General features: G+C 38.2%; 14 protein-coding genes. 5 read left to right on the forward strand and 9 right to left on the reverse strand.

The genetic code is table 11. From position 1 onward, the window contains the following. Positions 1 to 234: 234 nt before the first annotated feature. The 8 genes from ACOVQ4_RS20060 to ACOVQ4_RS20095 all read right to left on the reverse strand — a co-directional run bounded on the left by ACOVQ4_RS20060 (position 235) and on the right by ACOVQ4_RS20095 (position 10895). Positions 235 to 1152: a bestrophin family protein gene (locus ACOVQ4_RS20060; protein ID WP_421822385.1), complete on the reverse strand. Its 918-nt coding sequence runs from the start codon at positions 1150 to 1152 to the stop codon at positions 235 to 237. Between the two features lie 189 nt (positions 1153 to 1341). After that, positions 1342 to 2454, reverse strand: coding sequence for a glycosylase (locus ACOVQ4_RS20065; RefSeq protein WP_421822386.1), 1113 nt, complete (start codon positions 2452 to 2454; stop codon positions 1342 to 1344). Between the two features lie 17 nt (positions 2455 to 2471). Next, the gene (locus ACOVQ4_RS20070; protein WP_421822387.1) at positions 2472 to 3647 is read right to left on the reverse strand and encodes a bile acid:sodium symporter family protein; all 1176 of its coding nucleotides are present in this window, start codon (positions 3645 to 3647) and stop codon (positions 2472 to 2474) included. Between the two features lie 96 nt (positions 3648 to 3743). Next, complete coding sequence (locus ACOVQ4_RS20075; RefSeq protein WP_421822388.1) at positions 3744 to 4406, reverse strand: aspartate/glutamate racemase family protein; 663 nt, start codon at positions 4404 to 4406, stop codon at positions 3744 to 3746. Positions 4407 to 4637: 231 nt separating this feature from the next. Continuing rightward, entirely contained in the window at positions 4638 to 5540 is a 903-nt protein-coding gene (locus tag ACOVQ4_RS20080; protein WP_421822389.1) for a glycoside hydrolase family 43 protein, read from the reverse strand. Between the two features lie 33 nt (positions 5541 to 5573). Beyond that, positions 5574 to 7418 (reverse strand): six-hairpin glycosidase, encoded by a 1845-nt coding sequence (locus ACOVQ4_RS20085; protein WP_421822390.1) that lies wholly within the window; start codon positions 7416 to 7418, stop codon positions 5574 to 5576. A 108-nt stretch (positions 7419 to 7526) separates the two neighbouring features. Continuing rightward, positions 7527 to 8771, reverse strand: a complete 1245-nt coding sequence (locus ACOVQ4_RS20090) for a ribulose-bisphosphate carboxylase large subunit family protein (RefSeq protein WP_421822391.1) — start codon at positions 8769 to 8771, stop codon at positions 7527 to 7529. A 93-nt stretch (positions 8772 to 8864) separates the two neighbouring features. Next, complete coding sequence (locus tag ACOVQ4_RS20095) at positions 8865 to 10895, reverse strand: aceric acid hydrolase (RefSeq protein WP_421822392.1); 2031 nt, start codon at positions 10893 to 10895, stop codon at positions 8865 to 8867. 280 nt (positions 10896 to 11175) lie between these two features. Between ACOVQ4_RS20095 and ACOVQ4_RS20100 the strand changes: the two genes are divergently transcribed. The 5 genes from ACOVQ4_RS20100 (at position 11176) to ACOVQ4_RS20120 (ending at position 21548) form a co-directional block, all read left to right on the forward strand. Next, entirely contained in the window at positions 11176 to 13503 is a 2328-nt protein-coding gene (locus ACOVQ4_RS20100; protein ID WP_421822393.1) for a DUF5703 domain-containing protein, read from the forward strand. A 755-nt stretch (positions 13504 to 14258) separates the two neighbouring features. Next, on the forward strand, positions 14259 to 15395 hold the full coding sequence (locus tag ACOVQ4_RS20105; RefSeq protein ID WP_421822394.1) for a 1,4-beta-xylanase: 1137 nt from the start codon (positions 14259 to 14261) through the stop codon (positions 15393 to 15395). A gap of 53 nt (positions 15396 to 15448) precedes the next feature. Beyond that, complete coding sequence (locus ACOVQ4_RS20110; RefSeq protein WP_421822395.1) at positions 15449 to 15640, forward strand: family 43 glycosylhydrolase; 192 nt, start codon at positions 15449 to 15451, stop codon at positions 15638 to 15640. Positions 15641 to 16142: 502 nt separating this feature from the next. Next, on the forward strand, positions 16143 to 18548 hold the full coding sequence (locus ACOVQ4_RS20115) for a glutaminase domain-containing protein (RefSeq protein WP_421822396.1): 2406 nt from the start codon (positions 16143 to 16145) through the stop codon (positions 18546 to 18548). A 1443-nt stretch (positions 18549 to 19991) separates the two neighbouring features. Then, complete coding sequence (locus tag ACOVQ4_RS20120) at positions 19992 to 21548, forward strand: replication initiation protein (protein WP_421822397.1); 1557 nt, start codon at positions 19992 to 19994, stop codon at positions 21546 to 21548. Between the two features lie 52 nt (positions 21549 to 21600). On the opposite strand, the gene ACOVQ4_RS20125 is transcribed toward ACOVQ4_RS20120, so the two are convergent. Next, positions 21601 to 22506 carry a hypothetical protein gene (locus tag ACOVQ4_RS20125; RefSeq protein ID WP_421822398.1) on the reverse strand — a complete coding sequence of 302 codons (906 nt, stop codon included), beginning with the start codon at positions 22504 to 22506 and terminating at the stop codon, positions 21601 to 21603.

A 22506-nucleotide genomic window follows, 5' to 3' on the forward strand; every position in this document is an offset into this window, starting at 1 on the left:
AGCATAATCGTCTGAAATTAGTAAAAGCTGTTCTCATTTGAGGACAGCTTTTTTTCGTTAGAGTAAATGATTCTATTTTGTAAAAAGTGTTTTTTCAAAGTTCTTGAAATTTAACGTAGCGTCAATGCGGTTACCCAACTCAGCATGGCAACTGCAAGGGTTGCCACTCATATCAGTGCTAATTTATTGATAAAACTCAATCTATGTACAATTCTTATAAAATTCTCTTTCTTCCTAATCCAAAATATAGCCATCCAACTGTGGCTGTGATGGCACAGGCTCTCCAATCATTTCAAATAAGGTTGTTTCAATCGTCAAACACAAAGCATTCAATGGCAAATCGTTTGGCTCTGTCCCAAAAGGTTCTTCTAACTCATCTGCAATGGTTTCAAAAGCTACGAAAGTATAAGCAATAAAAACAGTGATAATAGGGGTAAGCCAACCCAAACTATCCACCAAACCAAAGGGCAAAAAGAAACAATACAAATAGACGGTTCTATGTAATAAAACGCCATAAGTATAAGGTATAGGAGTAGAATGAATTCTTTCGCAACCACCAACTATGGCAGACAATTGGTTCAAGTTGGCATCCATCGCCAATTGTCCTATCGAATCTATTTTATCTTCTAGTTTGGCTTTTTTGACCCAATTGGCTAATTCATATTGCAGAAAGGTAGGTTTAAAACCAATATTTTTACTTCTTTCAAAAATCTCGGAAGATAATCTTTTCTCTAAATCTTTCTCTGTATCTGTATGCCTTAACTGGTGTTTTAAGGCATAAGCAAAGGCAACTAATAAAGATGCAAACTCCTTAATTTCAGCATCATCACTTTTATAGGAAGTCAAACTCAGAGCCTGTCGCAATAAAGATCGAGCATCAATAACCAAAGCACCCCAAAGTTTACGACCTTCCCAATAACGATCATAACTGGCATTATTTCGAAACCCTAGAAAAAGAGCAATCGCCAAACCAAACAGAGTAAATGGCGCAGGATTTAGAGGAATTTTGTAGTTATAAAATGTTCCATTAAAGTGTACCACAATCATTGAGAAAACTAGTAATAAACTCAATCGTGGCAATAATTGTGGCAAAACCGAACCATGCCATATAAATAACATATAAAACCAGTTCTTTTTCTTTCGCTGTATCATAAACTTTAAAAGTTAACATTTTGTGTGTAAATCGCGCTAAAGTTATGATAATTCAAAAAGAGAAGCAATGAAAAAGACAGCATGCAAACAAGTTGTATAAATTACCTTATGTTAAGTAGAGAATTGTTAGAACAAAAAGGCATACAAGAATTCTTGTATGCCTTACCTATTCAACCTTAAGAAACTAATTTATGGCTTTTTAAGCTCCACGAATTTTACTTTACTTTTTCCGAAATCTTTAGAAGTCGCAACAGCAATACCTCTTTGGTCACCCTTATTTACCCCGCAGTAAAAGTGATAAATAACGCCTTTATACTTTAACACAAAGGATTTATGGGCATACAATTCATCATACGATTCTGATGACTGAACAAGATTTTCACCTTCCCAATCCGTCCAATGCAATAAATCTTTGGACACGGCAAAGCGATTGAAGGCACCTTTTCTGTCTTTCCAAAATGCCCCAAAATAAAACATCACATACTTATCTCCTATCTTTTGAATTTGTGGATCGCCTGTAATTCCTTGAGAATGAAAGACTAAAGGTTCTTCCTGTATTCTTTTCCATGAAATCATATCATCCGAAACCGCCATTCCGATGCGTTCGTACCAACGAGTTTTCTTGTTATTCACCGCCGAGTCACCATTAGCGTTGTAATACATCACAAACTCATGTCCCAAGTGTTTTTGTGGATCTTGAATCACAGTGCTTTTGAATAGTTTTCGATTTTCCCACCAACGAGTATCCTTATCTGTTGCCGTTAAAACGGGTTTTTCTAATCTTTGCCACTCATGCGCTTTACTGGGGTCATTACTGGTATATGCCATACTGATTGACAAATCGCCAGCTTCATATCCAGCGGCATTTCCGCCAAAATACGACATCCAATATTTTCCTTTATAGGGTTTTATTTCATAACTACCACCCCAAGTCATATCTTGGAGCGCCATATAGCCAGCTTTTTGGTTGGCATCCCAAACTTTTACTTTGGTCGTATCCGAAAAAGACATCAACCTTCCTTTTGAAGTCCAATTCAACAAATCTTTACTTTCTGCCAACCAAGTCTCATAGCCTCGTCCGTTATAAATCAGGTAAGACATATACCATTTTTTGCCTTTTCGAAATACGGTCGGACAGTCCATTTTATGTTCTGTATCCTCAGGAACAAGCACCAAACCATATTTATAAGGCGTTTTTACTTCTTCATAAATGGCTTTCATTTCTTGAGAAGAAATCGTTTTTTGCCCAAATGAAGCATAACAAACTACCACAAATAGTAAGGCTAATAAACTCGTTTTCATACTCTTATTTATTAAATTTATTTATCAACTGCTCGTTTTCTCCAGAAATTTGCGAGAATAGAGCCAGAAATATTCATCCAAGGACTAAATACTGCCGCTGGCAAGCCAACGGTTCCGAGCTTACCCATTGTTCCCGCAAGTCCAGAAGCCATACCTCCATTTTGCAGCCCAACTTCAAAAGCAATCGTGCGAGCGTCGGTTTTGCTCATACCAAAAAGGCGAGCCAACCAATATCCAAAGAAATACCCACTGGCATTATGAATCACCGAAACAACAAAAAGTAAACCGCCAACTTTCAATAAGTTATCACGACCCGCCGCAGTAGTAACGGTGGTAAAATAAATAATGCCCATCATCGAAATGTATGGCATCCACGTATCCAGACGTGGCTCAAGCGTAGTAAGGAAGTGGTACACAACACCCATCACTATCGCCGCCAGGATAAAGCCAAGTATCCCTAAAAATTCTCTCGGAGCACCTTCTATGGCACTTTGTTTTAGGAAAAAAGCAATGCACAAAATCACTATCAGTGAAATCAACGCTACTATTCGAGCTCTTTTTAGAACCGATTTGTCCGAGTTTTTCAAAAAATCATATAACAATGCTGCGCCAATTGGAATCAGCACAATTTTGATTATTTCCATCATCATGCTTACAAAAGCTACCTCAATCAACGTTCCTGCCAATAGTTTCATAAGTAATGGCGTCAAAAATGGGGCTGCCAACGTTGCCATGGCCGTTACTACAACCGATAAAACTAGGTTTCCTTTTGCCAAATAAACCATTACATTCGATGCCAAACCAGAAGAGCATGAGCCAATCAGGATTATTCCTGCAGCGATTTCTGGTTCAAAATGAAAAATTCTTGTCAACAAAAAACCCATCAAAGGCATTACTGAAAAATGACAAAATAAACCTACGAGTACGCCTTTTCCTGTTGAACCAATACCTGCAAAATCTTTCACTTTGATATGCGTTCCCATACCAAACATCACAAACTGAATGATAATCAATATCAAAGTTTTATCTCTTAGATTAACACCTCCCCAAGACTTAAAAGCCTCAGGATAGAGCATTCCTGACAAAACAGCCGTCATAATCCAAGCCGTATATTGATAGTTTTTAAGAGATTCTACTTCTTTGATTCCTAAAGCAAAACACACAATACTAGCAATAGCCAATGGGGGTAACATTTCATTAGTTCCTGAAAACCAAAGAAGTACACACGCGATTAGCAATAGGAAGGAAAGAATTAAACAGGTTTTAAAGACAACTTTCATAGCTACAGGTTAGGATAAAGCTTGTTGAGAAGCCAAATATTCAATCGCAATTTGAGGACTTGAAAGAATAGGAACTTTCTTTTCGCTTGGATTCAAATTAGCGACCACTCGTGCCATAGACGCCTGAGCCAGAACGATTACATCTACTTTTGACGCTAATTGTTTCAATACCTCTGTTACTTTCTGGTCATGGGTCGCAGCATCGCCATGCATCAAGGCATCGAAAGCACCTTCACACAAAACAGCCTCTAATTGAATCTTTTTACTAGCTACTTCGGCACGACGAGAAATTAAATCAGCTGTTGGTTCGAGCGTAGACGATAAAGTCGCAATCACACCAATACGAGTGCCCATAGCGACTGCCTTGTCGGCCATTGGCTGGTCAACTCTCAGCACTGGAATATCTACCAAATGCTCTGAAAGTTCTACCGCTGGACCAATCGACGAACAAGTTACCAATACTTGATCGGCCCCGCCCATTTGTGCAGACTCCACGTAGCCAACCACTTGTTTGGCGATAGTTGGCGTAAGCGAACCCGAAGCAATAATATTTTTCACTAAAAAGTCATCTACAATATTGAACACTTGTACGCCAGGTAAAAAAGCTTGACAAAGCTCCTGAAATACAGGAATTAAGGTCGCAGATGTATGAACTAAAGCTAATTTTTTCATTGAGTAATAAGGTTATTTTGTGAGTTAAAAATTGGTAAGTTGGAAAAGGTTATTAGTTAACAGTATGTTGGTTATTTGAAGATACTCATAATCAAAAGGTTATAGTCAAATTTTGCCTCAGTTATACTATTAATTTAATCTTTCCCACTACTTAAGTTGATGAGTAAAGAGCATAAAAGTGTCTCTCTCGAAATCATGAATACATTTCGCCTAATGCCTACGGCTTATGGCCTAAAGCAATTTTTTCAAGACCTTATAAGATACTTTGAAAATGGTTCCATGCTTATGACCTTCGGGCACTGACACGATTTTGGATACATCTTCAAAAGTTTTAAAGTCTTTAGTACGCACGGCTTCGTAGGTTTTACTTTGGTACGAATCAAAATAAATGAGGTACTCCCCTCCTACCCTAACCACCGATGGACCTTCGGTAAATTTCTTGGTAAATGGCTCAGAAACATGGCTAAATTCACCCGTAGCACTTTTTCCAAAAGCTACTTTAATGTTTCGATTTGGACGGGTATTGTCTTTTAATACCAACACATAATCATCTTTTTTGCGAGGAACAATTACCGCATCAATAACGCTAAACTTAGGATCCAAGAATAATCTACTTGGCGAGAACGTCTTGAAATCCTTGGTGGTAGTCACATACATTCGATGGTTGTTATCTTCATCTTCTATTCCTTTTTCAAAACGTTTAGGAATGCAGGAAGCCCAAATAATGACAAATTGTTTTGTTGCTTTATCATACAAAATCTCAGGCGCCCAAACGTTGACTGTACTTGGCTCATTTGCCATCACAGGAATAAACTGCTGCTCAGACCAATGAATCAAATCTTTGGAGGAAGCATAACCAAAGCCCAAATCGCCTTTCCAGCTACTTGTCCAAACCAAATGAAAAGTACCGTCGGGACCTTGTGCGATAGATGGGTCTCGCATGACCTTTTGTTTACCAACCATTGGGGCTAATAAAACCTTATTTAGATCTTTCCAATGATAAGCATCTTCACTATAAAGCATCCGTAAACCCTCATTAGCAGGTTCATGGAAAGAAGTAAAAAGGTAAACCTCTTTTTTACAAGAACTTGATAATAAAGTAATTAATAATAAAAATATTCCTGTTCGTTTCATAGGTTTAAAGGCTAGCAAATAGCGATAACTTTGTTATTTGACGATAAAATTTTTGATATAATAAACTGCCTCTGGTGCTTGTTCACCTGCATTTGGCACATCAAAATCTTGGTCGGTTGGCGTATCAGCGTTTGGAAAACGGCGAACCTCTCCCGTACGGAAAACCACACGGCGGAAAGAAGCCACTGGAGCAAACTGCAAGCGAGTTCCCTTTTTCTGACCGTTGATATAAATGTCATACATTCGTTTATATCTATCTAGTTCGATACGAATCTCATACGACTTTCCAGCCTCATACGTCTGAACTCCTGAGTTTCGATAGCCCACTTTTGCTTTTAGCGTACTATCCGAATCAAAAATCAAACGAGCGGCAGGCGTTCCTTTTTCATCCTGAAATTCAATATGCAACAAGCCTTTATTGTTTTGCGCAGGAATAACCGTGAAAGTAATCGTAGTCTTAGTCGCTTCTGGAATAACACGTTCCGCCTTGGCAAAATCAAAAGGATCTTTATCGTGTAAAGCCAAAGATTTTGAACCATCAGGAGCTTTTTCTATACCTACGCTTGCCCAAAGAGGACTATAAATATTCCATAACTCTAGCTCTTTGCCTTCTGGCATTTTGTCAAATGTCTCATTGATAGTCCCATACACTTCGCTCGCCACAGGAACAGGCACTTTACTCACCCAAATATCCTCTTTGTTCATGCTGTAGGTCAACCACATATTTCCATCGGGCGGGGTTCCGTTACCTTCTATAATGCCACGAACATATTGTGGACCGTAAGATTTATAATTTCCACCATAGCGCATTGTCGAAATTTCTCCAGTTACTAATAATAAGTTCTTGTAATCCAATCCATTATCTGAAACAGAGATACCCAAAGGCCAACGAAATTCTGATGGATTATATACAGTCGCATATTGACCATTTGGCAATTTTTGACCCCAAATTTTCGCATTACTATTCACAAAGCCTGGTGCACGCAAAGGACTATATTCCCAAGTTTTACCTTCGTCTTTACTGATAGAAGTTAAAGCATGTTTCCATAAACCTACGACGTTTTTGTTTGGTAAATGATAAAAACTAAAAGCTTTTACCTCTTTTTTCAAAGGAATCAATTCGTCATCTCTATCTGCTTCTTCTACCCATTGTTGCATCATCAATGGAGTTGCCAATAATTCGTTGCAAGCCTCGATAAAGCCTTTATCCTTACTTTGGGTAAACATCGTGTAAGGCGATTGTTTCAAATCCCAGGTGCGATTCGGACGAATAAAATGAATCGGACCAAAACTTCCATCCTTATAAATCTCACGCACCACACGACCTATTCCTTTGCCGTCGTTGGGGTCGTCTTTGGCATCAAGGGCTATTCCATAATAGGCCAAAGCCAACAAACGGTTTTTCTTGGATACATAAAATCCCATACGCTGGTGCATCACCGCATACAAATCTTTGGCTATCCCTTTGTAGCCCTGCTTTGTCCACCCATCTGGAATTTTATGGGGGGGAAATAAAACCACAGGATTTGTCCAATCCTTCCCATTTGAAGAAGTTTGTAAAAAAGTTTGCCCAGGAGGAATATGTTCACCCACAGGGTCACTCAAAAACTCTAAGAAAAAGGTGTTATTCCAATACGCCAACATGGGCGCATGGTTGTATGTCCACGAGCTCCCACCAGCCCATTCAGGGTGTTGACGGTTGGCTCTAAACGTTTGGTAATTATGAACACCAACTGCCAAAGGTAATTGTCCGTGATGGTAATCAACATTCGCTAAAGTTTTGCCAACATATCTCACGGTATCTTGGCAAATAGTTTTTTGAGAAAATAGGCTCAATAAAGCTATTCCCCAAAAATGTACGAAATTCTTTTTGTGCATAAACAAAATATTTTTGGTAGAGACGTTGCGTGCAACGACTAATACAAATGTTTCCAGATCTCAAAATAGGTAATCTCACACATAGGCTAGACGTTGCATGCAACGTCTCTACGATTTACCAAATTTCTCAACAGATTTTGCAAACTCTGGATATATTTTAGCGGCATCTTCTACAGTTAAACCATCTACGGCTGCTTTCCATGCTTGTTGTAGCGCAGTTACGCCAGCACTTGCGCCCATTGGATGCGCCATAATACCGCCACCTGCCATATACAGCAAATCTACAGTTTGAGTACGACGATACGTTTCGGGCGCTTGTCCGCCCCATTGGCCTGATGACACTACGGGCAAAACTTTATAACCGCCTAACATCGGTTTTAAACACTGTTCGATGGAAGTGACCACCGAATCATCTGATTCCCAAAATTTATTTTGAATACCATTTACATGCAGTTGGTCGACCCCCGCCAAACGCCATAGTTTTTGATAGGCTGTAAATTCGATGCCTAGCAAAGGATGACGTGTCATCATTCCCCAACCATTGCGGTGGGCATGAATAGCCAAAGCACGTTGGTCACAGATTTTTTTAGTACCAGAAATACCCACACTATTGATACTCACCATAGCACAAGTACCTCCCGCATTTACAATTTTTTCATATCTCCGAAGCATATCATCTATTTCTCCGCTGAGATTAAAAGCATACATGACTTTCTTACCCGTTTTATCAGCATGACGATTAATCACATCCATAATCGCATCGACTCTTTTCTCAAATGGAGAATTAGCGGTTGAGCTCATCAATTCATCATCCTTTACAAAATCAATCCCTGCTTCTGCTAGTACTTTTACGGTTGCGGCAGTATCCTCTGGACTTAATCCTACACTTGGTTTGATAATCGTACCAATCAAAGGACGGTCATAGACTTGGGTTAATTTGCGACATCCCTCTATGCCAAAAGCTGGCCCTTCGAAATGATCTGCAAAAGAGTCTGGCACTTCAAGAGAAATCAATTTCAAACCTGTAAACTGTCGAATTTCGTACAAGTTGCCTTGCAAAGTCGAAATCATAACAGGCAAATTATAGCCAAAATTTTCGATTGACCACGATACCTCAACCATAGCACGGTGGTATTGTCCTGTTGGACTTTGGGCACCCGGAATAGCTGGCGTTGTTACGGTTTCGAGAAAAGTAAGCTTTTCTACTCTCGCTGCAAAACGGGCTTTCAACTCCTCCGTTTCGCCTGGAACAGCCACAAATGTTCCAGAAGATTGTTCCCCCGCTAATACCATTGCCGCTTTTTCAGGAGCAAATGGCGTTTCGATATAATATGTTGCAAAAATTCTTTCCATGGATATCTTTTAAATAGTAATTGAAACACGAAGTGTTTTTACACAATTTTATAGAACACTTTGTGCCTTTTTGCCTGTTCCCTTAACCCTCATCTATCTACTCACTGGCAACCAAACACTCATTTCGGTGTCGCCACGGTTAGCCCATGCAAAATAAGGAATCAAAGAAACTTTAGTTGTTTGAGTATTGGTTGAAACAGGACGATACAGCGAATTTTTCCATTGATTATCTATAACCAATTTCACGGAGCCTTCTAGTGCCGTAACTTCGGTATTTACAATTTTTTGTTTTTTAGGAATCCACTGAGTTGTGGTCGGAATTAGGATAGAAGACAGTTTTTGGCTTGAAGACAAATCTGCTGATTCTAAACAATATACAATTGGACCACGCTTCACAGCCACCTGATTTCTGGTCTCTTCAACCAAGGGATTGGACTCTAACAACTGAGTAGGCATAGCCAAACGCAATGTTAGCTTGTCGCCTTTTTTCCAATTTTGTTTGATTCCTACATATTCACCAATCGCAACAGTCTGGTTCAATTTTTTACCATTTATAAAAATCTCAGCTCCTGTTGTCCAGCTTGGAATACGCAAATAAATCGTATAATTCTGACTTGGGATTTCTTTCAAATCCAAAGTAATATTGCCTTCCCAAGGATAATTGGTTTGTTGTTCAACCCACAACTTTTGTCCATTTTCCAATGTTGTTTGAAGCGAACTACCACCGTATAGGTTGATGTAAAGACCATCTTTTGCCAAACTATAGACATAATTGTTGACCTCAGCGACCGTGCGAACAACATTGGGCGGGCAACAATTTGATTTACTAATATAAGGAGAACGACCGCCATGCCAGCGCATCAAATAAGGATAGTCTTTCGAGGCACTCAACGGATTGGTATAGAAGAACTTATTACCTTCCAAATTGACACCAGACAAAATACTATTATACAAAGCCAATTCCATAATATCGGCATATTTGGCCTCAGCAGTCAATTGAAGCATACGCCAATTCCACAACAAATTTCCAATATTGGCACAAGTCTCATTATGAGCCGAATGATTCGGTAACTGATAGGAACGTCCATACGCCTGATGAATTTTTTGTACAGTATCAGGTTTATAGGCTGTACCATCAGGAGAAACACCATCATACAAAGCACCACAAGCACCAGTCACATACATTTTATGGTTAATTACATCATCCCAAAGGGCATTGAGCGGCGCTAACAAAGTAGCATCGCCTGTTTCTGCATACACGTCTGCTACCCCTGCAAACAAATAATTGGCACGCACCGCATGCCCAATTACTTTCGTCATTTTACGAAAAGGAACACGGTCAGAATTATCGTCAGTACCTTCTGATTCACCGCGAATCGTAATCAGTTTTTCTGCCAAAGCCAAGTAACGAGGCTCCTTGGTAGTTCGGTACATCTCAATAATACCCATGTAGTGAGATGGGCAAATTGCATTGCGAGCTTGTTCAGGGGAAGCAGTATTATAAAAACCAATCAAAAAATCGGTCGCCTTTTTGGCAATATTCAATAAGCTTGTTTTTCCAGTGACACGATAATGAATACAAGCCGCCGTCATCAAGTGTCCAAAATTATAAGCCTCAAAACTTAGCTTATCATCAAACATTTGTGTTTTCCCACTCGCTTTTTGTTCAATAATAGATTTGGTATAAATATAGCCATCAGGCTTTTGCGCCTTACCGATTACCTCAATCGCATGGTCGAGCCAGCCCTCCAACTGTGGGTCTTTAGTAGAAGCATACATAGCCGACACAGCTTCCAACGTTTTATAAAAATCTCCATCATGAAATGAAGGACCTCTAAAACGTCCTTTGGCCAATCCAGCGGCTACTTCAAAATTATGAAAAGCATGACAAGTTATGGTATCATTATAGCGATTCCAGAGAGTGGGAACCATGGTCTTTTTACAAACCTCAAATCTATCTGCCCAAAAACCCTTGGTCCAAGACACTGCCCCAATGTCAACACTTTGGAGTTTAGCATATTTACTGCTTTGGGTATTTGTCAGCCCTTTAGTCTGTGAAAAAAGCGATTGAGTAAACAAACTCAAACACCCAACTAGCAAGCCTTTTTGTAGGATATTCAACATAGTTTAGAAGATGTATATTTTCGGAATATATAAAATCTTATCATTGGTCAACAAAGGTACTAGGCTCTCAAAGTGTTTTTTTGTACCATTTTCTCCAAGTTTTATACCATATTACCTTTCATTTAGTCAACATTTTCTTGAAAGGAGCCAATATTGTATCTTGGCGTAAGCTTCCGAAAAAATCCCTTCAAAATAGGCTAATTTTTAGAATGCTATGATAATATCGTACTGATTTTCGAAAAGGTTTTTCCTCTATAACAATCTGATAAAATTAAGGAAAATGAAAAAATTGCTGTTCATTATAAGCTTGTGGCATTTATGTTTCACCGATATATTGGCACAAAATACCCCGGCATCAATCGACCAATACAATGTGATTTGGAATAGTCCAAGTCAAAATGCAGGGGAATCTATGCCTTGTGGTGGTGGAGATATTGGCTTGAATGTATGGGTCGAAAAAGGCGATATTTATTTTTACATAGCTCGAAGCGGAACTTTTGATCATAACAATGCAGTCCTGAAACTCGGCAGAATGCGTTTAACGGTAACTCCAAATGTATTTGAAAACCCTAGCGCTTTTACGCAAGTACTCAGATTATCTTCGGGAGATGTTGTAATAGAAGGAAGCAACGGCAAAATCAAAACACAGGTTAAAATCTGGGTTGATGTTTTTCGTCCTAATATTTATGTAGAAGTCAATAGCAATCAGTCGATTTCAGCAAAAGCACAATATGAAAGCTGGCGATATCAAGACCGTTTGATGAGTAAAGGCAAAGAAAATAATGCCAATTCCTACAAATGGGCGCCGCCTCATCAGGTCGTTACGCGTAAGGATAGCATTCGCTTTGCCCCAAAAGGAATCCTATTTTATCATAATAATGGTGAAGAAATCTCAGCTTTTGATGTGGTAGTCAAACAACAGGGTTTAGATAGTCTGAAAAAACAGTTTTACAATCCTATCAAAAATTTAGTGTTCGGTGGCTTCATTTCAGGCAATAACTGGCAACAAGATGGAACAGCACAAGGAAGATACCGTGATACAGATTTTAAAGCTTGGAAAATCAAAACCATAAAATCATCTCGCCAACAACAATTGATGATTAGTTTGCAAACCGCAACCACCACAAGTATCTCCGATTGGGAAAAGAGCTTATTAAACACTCAAGCTGAGGGACAAAAGAATACGCTTTTAGCTCAAAAGGCTACACATAATTGGTGGAAAGAGTTTTGGCAAAAAAGCTTTATTCATATTACTCCCAATCAAAAAAATAGCAAAAGCTGGGAAATAGCACGCAACTATCAAGTTTTTAGATACCAGTTGGCTTGTAATAACTTTGGACAATATCCTACAAAGTTTAATGGTGGTTTGTTTACGGTTGACCCTTACTTTACGGATACAACCATGAAATTTACACCTGATTTTAGAAACTGGGGTGGTGGAACACATACTGCTCAAAATCAACGTTTGGTCTATTGGGGTTTGTTAAAAACAGGTGATTTTGAAGCGATGAAACCTCAATTTGATTTTTATAAAAGAATACTGAATAACGCCGAACTACGCACCAAATACTACTGGGGACATCAGGGAGCAAGTTTTACAGAACAAATAGAAAATTTTGGTTTACCTAATCCAGCAGAATATGGCTGGAAACGCCCCGCTGGCTATGACAAAGGAATGGAATACAATGCTTGGCTCGAATACGAATGGGATACGGCATTGGAATTTTGTTCCATGATATTGGAAACAGAAAGATTTACAGGAAAAAATATCACTGAATATATTCCTTTGATAGAAAGTTGTCTTCGTTTCTTTGATGAACATTACCAATATTTAGCCAAAAAACGAGGTAGTAAAGCTTTGGACGGTAACAAACAATTAGTGATTTACCCTGGGTCGGGTGCTGAAACTTACAAAATGGCATACAATCCAAGTTCGACTATTGCAGGATTAAAAACGGTGTTGGAGCAACTTCTCTCCTCCCCTTCTCTAGCGTCTGAAAATAAAAAAACTTGGGAAGAAATGCTTTCGAGAATTCCTCCTATGAGTTTCAGACAATTTGAAAATCATGTAACCATCGCGCCTGCCAAAACTTGGGAGCGTATCAATAATGTGGAAAGTCCTCAACTTTACCCTATTTTTCCTTGGAATCGCTACGGGATTGGAAGGTCAGGTTTGGACACTGCACGCAATACCTATTTATATGATACCGATGTGCTGAAATTTAGAAGCCATATTGGTTGGAAACAAGATGTAATTTTTGCGGCACGCCTTGGACTAAGAGAAGAAGCCCAAAAGTTGCTATCGCTTAAACTACAAAATGCCCCTCGCCGATTCCCTACTTTTTGGGGGCCGGGCTACGACTGGACACCCGATCATAACTGGGGTGGGTCGGGTATGATTGGTTTACAAGAAATGCTATTACAAACCACAGATCAAAAAATATATCTGCTCCCTGCATGGCCCAAAGAATGGGATGTGCATTTCAAACTTCAAGCACCTTACCAAACAAGCGTAGAAGTAGAATGGAAAAATGGTAAGCTCGAAAAACTCATCGTCATACCCGAATCTCGACGAGCAGATATTATAGAAGCTTGGGAGTTAAAATAGTAGCTTGATATTTAGTGAATTGCGATTGAGTGAATGAATTTTATCTTTATCTATTTACTAGTTCAAGACTTTGTCTTGGACTTATTTTTTATACAGTTTACAAACTGTAGCAAATACTAGTTCGAGACATGGCTTAAGACGCAAGGCATTGCGTCTTTACTAGTGAAACATATTCACTTATCCACTCAATCACAAATCACTAAATTTAAAATAACGCCCATTTTATTATAAAGTTGGTGGGCAAAATAGAATTTAATTTTTGTGCCCAAGGCATTCAGGTATCAGCTTTCGGCGGTGGGCTTTGTAAAAAAGCATGGCTGTGGTTAATAAAAACATTTTACCACTCTGTGCCTTGTGCCTGTTGCCTTGTCCCTAAACACATAACTTAAATCTTATTCTGCACTATTACTAAATATAGTTTTAAGAAATCCCTAAGTTCATACCAATTGAGTAATTCGAAATCAACTAATACAAAATACTCATTTGTCTCATCAAAATGAACAATTTTATAACACTATAGAACAGTTTTGCCTAAAAATGACTCAAAATAGCCCTTCCAAATTGTTGCTACAATGGATGATTTGAATAAAAAGCGCAAATTTGATACGTTTTGATTAATATTTGAATAGAAATATCAAAGAGAATCTACTTACTTTGTTTCAATAATATATCAAATTAGTTCAATAAAATTACTTTTAAAGACTGTTTGGAATATTATTTCCGAATTAATTAACTTAAACGCATTAAAAGAAAACATGATAAAGTTCAAAAGAGGTTGGTACAAAGGCATTTCATTGGCAGCTTTAATGATGTGTGCTATATCTAACAACTCAACGGCTCAGGCGCGTAAGGTATGGACAAAAGAGCAGGCAAATGAATGGTATAAAAAACAAGCTTGGCTCGTCGGTGCAAACTACCTTCCTAAATCTGCCATCAACCAACTTGAAATGTGGCAAGCAGATACTTTTGATACAGAAAATATTGATAAAGAATTAGGATATGCCCAATCACTTGGAATGAATACCATGCGTGTGTTTTTGCATGATTTGGCTTATGAAACAGATTCACTAGGTTTTTACAAGCGCATTGATACATTTTTGACTATTGCTCAAAAACATAAAATTCGTCCATTGATTGTAATTTTTGATTCATGCTGGGATCCATTTCCACAAGTAGGCAAACAACATGAGCCAAAACCACATGTACACAACTCGGGTTGGGTACAAAGTCCGGGACAAAAAGCCTTGCAAGACGAAAATCAATATATACGTTTAGAGAAATACGTTAAAGCTATCGTAAGTCATTATGCAAAGGATAAAAGAATTTTGGGTTGGGATGTTTGGAATGAACCAGATAATATGACCGGACCATCTTATGAAAGATTAGAAATCAAAAATAAGATAGATATTATCACTAAACTACTTCCAAAAGTTTTCGCTTGGGCTCGTGCAGCTAAACCTACACAACCACTTACTTCTGGTGTTTGGGCAGGCAACTGGTCACAAGATGCTAAATTGAAGCCAATCGAAAAGGTGCAATTAGAAGAATCGGATGTGATTTCGTTTCATAATTATGACAATCCCAAGATTTTTGAAAATAGAATAAAAGAATTGAGCCGTTACGGAAAACCCATATTATGTACCGAATACATGGCTCGCCCAAATGGTAGCACCTTCCAAGGTTCATTGCCGATAGCAAAAAAATACAAAGTTGCCATGTTCAACTGGGGCTTTGTTTCCGGAAAATCTCAAACGATTTATCCTTGGGATAGCTGGACTAAGCAATACAATTCAGAGCCTCCTGTATGGTTTCATGATATTTTCAGAGAAGATGGTACTCCATACAAGCAAGAGGAAGTTGACTTTATTAAATCTATGACATTGAAAAAATAAGATTTTTTTATAATTACTAGACAAAATCGAATTTACTAGTCCAAGACTAAGTCTTGGACTCATTTTTCAAGTCTGCGAATGGCAAAGGAGACTGGATACTCTATCACGCAAGCCCTGAACCCAATCAAGGTTGTGGAAACCATCGCTCTCCAAGAGCTCAGGAGTTCACTTGGAATGCCGATGGAACTCTCAACTTTAGAAAACCAGTAAGTACACAAGAACAAATAGCCTTATCGGCAAAATAAGATTTAAGATATGTATTTAGGCATTAGGCTTTAGTAACTACAGCCATACTTTTTACGAAGCCCACCGCCGAAAGCCGTTACCTGAAAGCTTTGAGTAAATTTTGCGTACTAACTTAATTCAAAATCCTAACTAGTAAAGCTGAAAAACCTAGTAAATTTTTACAAGTATCACGCAAAGGAATGCCGTAAGGTTATGTTTAGAATGCCCAGAATGCTCCCATAGAAATCAAACTTTCGACCAAACAAATTTCAGCTTGGATTATCAATAACGACGGTGTTGCGCGCATTCCCGTTACCACACGTGACGGCTTTTATCAAGGTGCGGTCGATAACAAAGAGTATAAACCATCACACTAATTCCATAATGTTGTAATAAATTAAGAGTTGTAGCATTTCCCTTAATCAAATAACAGTAGAGAGTTCGAAAGAAATCAAGTGTTTTATCTCAACTACGAGATTTCTTTCTCACCCAATTCTCTATATCATAAATCAATTTTATCACATGAAAAAATCAATTGTTGCACTTCTGAGCCTTTTCAGCATTTCAACGCAAGCTCAACAGTTGCGTCCACCTGCTATTCCACTGATTGCCAATGACCCTTATTTTAGCATTTGGTCAGTTTCTGACAAAGCTAATGAGTCGGTAACAAGACACTGGACTGGCAAAAATCACTCTCTTCAAGGTATTGTAGAAGTTGATGGCAAAGCTTTTCAATTTCTTGGAATGCCAAAAATCAATTACAAAACCTATGCAAGTACAGCCGCAGAAAAAGTATATCAAGCTAAATACACCTTGGATGCACCTGCTGCTGGTTGGGAAAAAGAATCATTTGACGACAACTCATGGAAAATAGGCACTGCTCCTTTTGGTGATGGTGCGGGTAGCAATCCCATGCGTCCAAATACCGATTGGAAAACCAAAAAAATCTGGTATCGTCGTGCGGTAGAACTTCCTGCAAAATTCAATGCGGAGAAATTGAGACTACAAGTAAGTAATGACGACGATGTTCAAATTTATATCAACGGCGTTTTAGCCTACGAGTGTGGACCTTGCTATATTGCTGGATATGAGCAATATAAACTTTCTCCAGCAGCACAAAAAGCCATTAAGCCAGGCAAAAATATTATTGCAGTACACTGTATTAATCCAATCGGTGGTGGTTTTGTTGATGTAGGTATTCAGGAAGAATTACCTCCAGCAACACCAGTAACAGCGGCAACTCAAACAAGTGTTCAAGTAAAAGCTACTAACACGATTTATACATTTGAGGCAAATGGTGTACAGATAAAAGGGACTTTTACTTCTCCCCTATTGATGGACGAATTAGAAGTTTTGGCTCGTCCTGCTTCCTATATCACTTTCGAAACAAGTTCTAAAGATGGTCGTTCTCACAAAGTAAAAGTGAAAATGGATATTTCGGCAGACTTAGCTGTAAATATGCCTTCTCAGGAAGTAGCAACAAAAGTATTACCAAATACCACTGGTGGATTAAAATTGATGTCGGCTGGATCGGTTGAGCAAAAAATCTTAGGAAAACGTGGTGATGATCTTCGTATCGACTGGGGCTATGCGTACATAGCAGCTAAAAATGCTACTTTTACCACAGGAACTCCTCAAGAAAGAGTGTTGAAAAGTACCTTTGATTTTGGTACGGTTGGTCAAACATCAAAATCAAATCACTTGATTTTGGCTTATGATGACATTTATGCTGTACAGTATTTTGGGAAAAACTTGCGTGCTTGGTGGCGTAGAGATGCTTCGATGACTGCTGAAAAAATGTTGGATGAAGCTGAAAAAGATTATACAAGACTAATGGCAAAAACTGCGGCTTTTGACCAACAATTGTATCAAGATGCACAAAAAGCAGGTGGCAAAGAATATGCTGACTTGTGCGAATTAGCTTATCGTCAAGCTATTGCGGCACATAAAACTGTTGACCGTGGTGATGGTACTTTGTTGTTTTTCTCGAAAGAAAACTTTTCAAATGGCTCTATCGGTACCGTTGACGTAACTTATCCTTCAGCACCGATGTTCTTGTTGTACAACAATACGTTGATGAAAGGTTTGTTAGAGTTTATTTTCGAATATTCTGAATCAGGAAAATGGACAAAACCATTCGCAGCACACGATGTAGGTACATATCCATTGGCAAATGGTCAGACTTATGGCGAAGATATGCCAGTAGAAGAATGTGGAAACATGATTATTTTGGCAGCAGCTACTTGTTTGAAAGATGGCAATGGCGATTATGCTAAAAAACACTGGTCAACGCTTTCAACTTGGGTAAAATACTTAGAAGAATATGGTTTTGACCCTGCCAACCAATTGTGTACTGACGATTTTGCTGGTCACTTGGCTCGTAATATCAACTTGTCTGCCAAAGCCATCATGGGTATTGCATCGTATGCAAAAATGGCGGAACTCGTGGGTGACAAAGCTACTGCAAACAAATATCAAGCAATGGCAAAAGAGATGGCAAGCAAATGGCAAACGATGGCCGAAGATGGCGATCACTATGCTTTGACTTTTGACAAAAAAGGTACTTGGTCTCAAAAATACAATTTGGTTTGGGATGAGCTTTTGGGCTTAAATGTATTTCCAAAATCAGTAATGCAAAAAGAAATTAAGTATTACTTGAACAAACAAGAGAAATATGGATTGCCTTTGGATTCAAGAAAAACATACACTAAGTCTGACTGGATTATGTGGACAGCAACAATGGCTGATTCGCAACAAGACTTCGAGGCGTTGATTCATCCGATTTGGAAATTCGCGAACGAAACAACTTCAAGAGTTCCATTGTCTGACTGGCACGAAACAACCAACGCTAAACAAGTGGGCTTCCAAGCTCGCTCGGTAGTGGGAGGATATTTTATCAAAATGCTAAAAGGAAAACTTAATAAATAAAATGAAAACGCTGTGGCTATTAGGTCTGCTGACAAATAGCCACAGTTTTCGAACAAAAGAACAGTAAATTTGGGATTTTAAATTGTTCATTTTTTATTTAAATCTTCTCAAAATAGTCTCTGTTAAGTATTAGTGCAGAGTTAGATTTAACTTTTGTGTTTTAGGCACTAGGCGACAGGCACAAGGCAAAGAGTGATAAAATGCTTTTTAATTTCATTGCCGAATGCTCAAAGCTGAAGGCCGTAAGCATTCATTCATGATATTGAAAAATACTTGTACTTACGGCTTTCAGCGATGGGCTTTAGACAAAAGCGCGTCTGTGGTTATCAGAAATATATTAATAATCTCTGTCTTTTGCCTGTTGCCTATAGCACACAACCTAAATAGGGCTATAACGGACGCTAACGCCAAAAATATTGATCGTGTGAGTACTCATACCGAAAAGACACAGTTCGTGGCTCTTAGCGCAAATATCGCAGCCACAAACCTATCTATTGCCAACATAATGAATCTAACTGGGCTAAAAATATCGGCTAACCTTCCCACACACAATCCAGACTAGCATAAGTGTGTGCGCACGTGTGGGCTCTACGGCGGCTGGTGTCGAGGATATGTTCTTCTCTCCTATCCCAAAAATTCATTACAAGTAGTTAGTGGTGTACAGAGGATTTTAAGCTTATCCATTACCATACTGGATTTGGGATTGCAGATTGCAGAAGTATTACCTCAGTTCTCAATATTTCCGCAATCAGCAATCCCAAATCTACAATTAGTCACTAAAAACAGCTTCATTTTTCTGGAATAATCCGAAAAATGAGGCTGTTTTTAGCCATTTTACCATAACCAATTTCACGGAATTTTATGTAAAATCTTCGTTTCTGAGAGATTTAAGCATTTTTTTTCTATAACCAAAATCACGATTAACTATAACCATTTTCACGGAGCGGGTTTTTTACTTTAACAAATTTGACCCAGCTACCTTTCATATTCACATCATTTTTTAATCATTTAAGAAATCAAAGAAGAACTATTTTTTTTAGAGTCGATTAAAAAAAATAAACAAAAAATTTTTAAAAAAACAACAACATTCTCTTTTGTTGTTTTAACTTTTTTTATTCTTTTTTATGTTTAAGGGCTCTGTAACTATTTGATTTTCAATTTATTACAAAGGTAACTATAACCAAAATCACGACAACTATAACCATTTTCACGGAGAACTATAACCAAAATCACGGTTAACTATAACCATTTTCACGGAGAACTATAACCAAAATCACGATTAACTATAACTATAACTCGACGGAGTTATAGTTATAGTTAATTCTTTGTATATTTGTTAGAGAAAGGCACATTACAACTATTTATATGATAGTACTTTTGGTAACTCTTTAGCAGAGCACCAATTATATCAATGTCATGTGAATTAAAACTCTGAACTAATTAATGACAAAGAAACGAACGATAGCTTTACGTAAAAAGCAAGATTATCAAGACCGATACATCATCCGAATGCAAGGAGGTAAAGCAGGACTCGTGGAAGCTACCTCCAGAATGGACATTCATGAGTTTCGTGTGTTTATGGCTATGCTAACGATGGTATTACCTGACGATGATGATTTTGCGGAATACGAAATTCGTACGCAAGACATTATAAAGCTCTATTCATTGAGCGATGATGGTCGATACTACGATGCTATTCGTGATGCCGCAGAGCGTCTTTTTAATAAACGTTTTGTAATCTATGAAAAAAAGGAAGATGGGGAGATTTATAAAACGACTATTCACTTAATAGACGAGACAAGTGAGCCTGTCAAAAAAAGTGAAAAGAACCGTATTCGTTTAAAGTTTAACCCCAAACTTAAACCCTATTTATTAGAGCTCCAAAGAGAATATTTGACGATTGATATTCGAAATATTGCAGATGTACAAAGCCCTACATCGGTAAAGATGTACTTAATTTTGAAGCATCAGTTTAATTTGGGAAACCATCGTGCGCGATATTCGGTGGCACGCCTACGTGAGATTTTGGCGATTCAAGATAATGAATATCCGATGTATGGGAATTTCAAACAGAAGATTTTACAAAAAACAATCAACGACTTTGAGAAATACACAGATTTGGTTGTAACGCAATTGGAAGAGGAAAAGGTAGGCCGTGCAGTAGATGCTGTTATTTTTCATCTGGAAGAAAAAAAGGCACCGAAGCAACTTGAACAGATTGCGAAAAAACTTACCAGACAAGTCATCAAGTCTACGAATGGTAGCATTGTAGTGGCTTCGAGAACACAAGATTTTATGGAGGAGATTACACCTAGCGAGGTAATTGAGTCCACGCTCATTCAATCCGAAGAGGGAATTAGTACATTGGATCAGTTATATGAGAACGTTAGGCGTTTTAGAATTGCCAAAAATACCCTTAAAAAGTGGTTAGATAATTATTCTGAAGAACAGGTAAAGCGTTCGATTGATTATGTGATTGCTAAAATAGATAAGGGCGAAAAAATCAAAAGTGTAGGAGGCTATATCTATAACCGTATCAAGGATGCTGATTGGGGACATGACGAAGTGGCAAAGGAGGTAAACTTAAAACCCAAAGGCCCCTCTCCTATTGAGATTCAGAAAGCACATCAGCTACAAAACGAGCTGGAGAAATTGAAAGTTGACTTACAAAAAGAGTATTTTCAAGAAAGGTTGGGCCTTGTTCAAACCTTAGTACAAGACGAGCAAGCTTTGATAGCGCAGTTGATGATGCAACTCAAAAACGATAATTCGAGCGAGAATCCTAATATTTTGGCTGAGCTTGCACAATCAAATTATCAGTTATATCCCGAATTAGATCAGGTGCAAGAATTTTTGGTAAACTTTGACAAAGGTGGGATTTTTCAAGGATATATGTTCGAAAAAGTGGAGAAGCTATACCCTACGAGATTTGCTAAAATAAGAGAAGAATTTCAGTCAAAAGCCTTGAAGATTGGACTTAGTGGTAATGTTTTCTTTTAGAATTTTTTGTCGTATCAAATGGTCATTATGACCATTTGATACGACAACTTTTTTAGAAGAATTTTTTAAAATTATTGAAGGATTTTTGTGCTTCGTCCAAATCTACTTTGTTTCTTGATTCGAAGGCAATTCTTATTTTTTCTAAAACATCTTCATATAGAATCTCAATGGCAGGCTCCTCTTGCGCTTTTACCAAATTGGCTGCTTGCGTTTGAGATACCAATGCTTCAAATTGAGAAAGATTCTCTATAGGCTCTTCGATTTGTTGTTTGGATAATTTTTGAACTTTAGCTTTTTCAATTTTTGCTTTTCCCGAAAGAACTTCATTTCTTAATTGTGTACTAAATTTTTCAAGACCTGCCGCAAATTCCGCATCACGACGAATGGTTTTTTCGGACACATTGTATTCTTCAGCAAGCTTTTTGGCTGTTGAGTTCTCCTGAGAAATGTCGGCCATCAATTGGTCATTTTGACCATTAGATGACTCTTTTTTAAAGTTCAACCCAACATTAGCTTTTTCGGTCTGATAACGAAGTCCTCGAAGATAAGAAGCTTGTTGAGGGTTCAAATTACGACGACCCAATTGTAGGTCAATCATGTATTCTTTGGCTTCTTTGATTGAATCAAAGGGTACCAACTGAACATTAAAATTAATCCCCAATTCGCTACAAATATTATAACGGTTGTGACCATCTACCAACACATACGCAGCCTCTTCTGCCGAGCCTGTGCCAATAATTTCTTTGGTTGTTTCCCAAACTAAGAGAGGGTCTTTACAGCCATCCTTAAGCAGGTTCGAACGTAACTGTTCGTATTCCTGAGGTAATAGAGGTGGAATGAAATCTCGTAGTTCGTCGAGAATCGTAATATTAGATTTGATTTTCTCGACATAACTAAAAGAGTTGGTGATAGCTTCCCTTGCTTTAGATTTCAAGGTGCTTTTAAAATCTTTTGCCAT

The sequence above is a fragment of the Flectobacillus sp. genome (assembly GCF_049240685.1).
Taxonomy (GTDB): domain Bacteria; phylum Bacteroidota; class Bacteroidia; order Cytophagales; family Spirosomataceae; genus Flectobacillus.

Coding starts and splice junctions, on each gene's coding strand:
- ACOVQ4_RS20060 (WP_421822385.1), bottom strand. CDS start 1,152: ATGATACAGCGAAAGAAAAAGAACTGGTTTTATATGTTATTTATATGG.
- ACOVQ4_RS20065 (WP_421822386.1), bottom strand. CDS start 2,454: ATGAAAACGAGTTTATTAGCCTTACTATTTGTGGTAGTTTGTTATGCT.
- ACOVQ4_RS20070 (WP_421822387.1), bottom strand. CDS start 3,647: ATGTTACCCCCATTGGCTATTGCTAGTATTGTGTGTTTTGCTTTAGGA.
- ACOVQ4_RS20075 (WP_421822388.1), bottom strand. CDS start 4,406: ATGAAAAAATTAGCTTTAGTTCATACATCTGCGACCTTAATTCCTGTA.
- ACOVQ4_RS20080 (WP_421822389.1), bottom strand. CDS start 5,540: ATGAAACGAACAGGAATATTTTTATTATTAATTACTTTATTATCAAGT.
- ACOVQ4_RS20085 (WP_421822390.1), bottom strand. CDS start 7,418: ATGCACAAAAAGAATTTCGTACATTTTTGGGGAATAGCTTTATTGAGC.
- ACOVQ4_RS20090 (WP_421822391.1), bottom strand. CDS start 8,771: ATGGAAAGAATTTTTGCAACATATTATATCGAAACGCCATTTGCTCCT.
- ACOVQ4_RS20095 (WP_421822392.1), bottom strand. CDS start 10,895: ATGTTGAATATCCTACAAAAAGGCTTGCTAGTTGGGTGTTTGAGTTTG.
- ACOVQ4_RS20100 (WP_421822393.1), top strand. CDS start 11,176: ATGAAAAAATTGCTGTTCATTATAAGCTTGTGGCATTTATGTTTCACC.
- ACOVQ4_RS20105 (WP_421822394.1), top strand. CDS start 14,259: ATGATAAAGTTCAAAAGAGGTTGGTACAAAGGCATTTCATTGGCAGCT.
- ACOVQ4_RS20115 (WP_421822396.1), top strand. CDS start 16,143: ATGAAAAAATCAATTGTTGCACTTCTGAGCCTTTTCAGCATTTCAACG.
- ACOVQ4_RS20120 (WP_421822397.1), top strand. CDS start 19,992: ATGACAAAGAAACGAACGATAGCTTTACGTAAAAAGCAAGATTATCAA.
- ACOVQ4_RS20125 (WP_421822398.1), bottom strand. CDS start 22,506: ATGGCAAAAGATTTTAAAAGCACCTTGAAATCTAAAGCAAGGGAAGCT.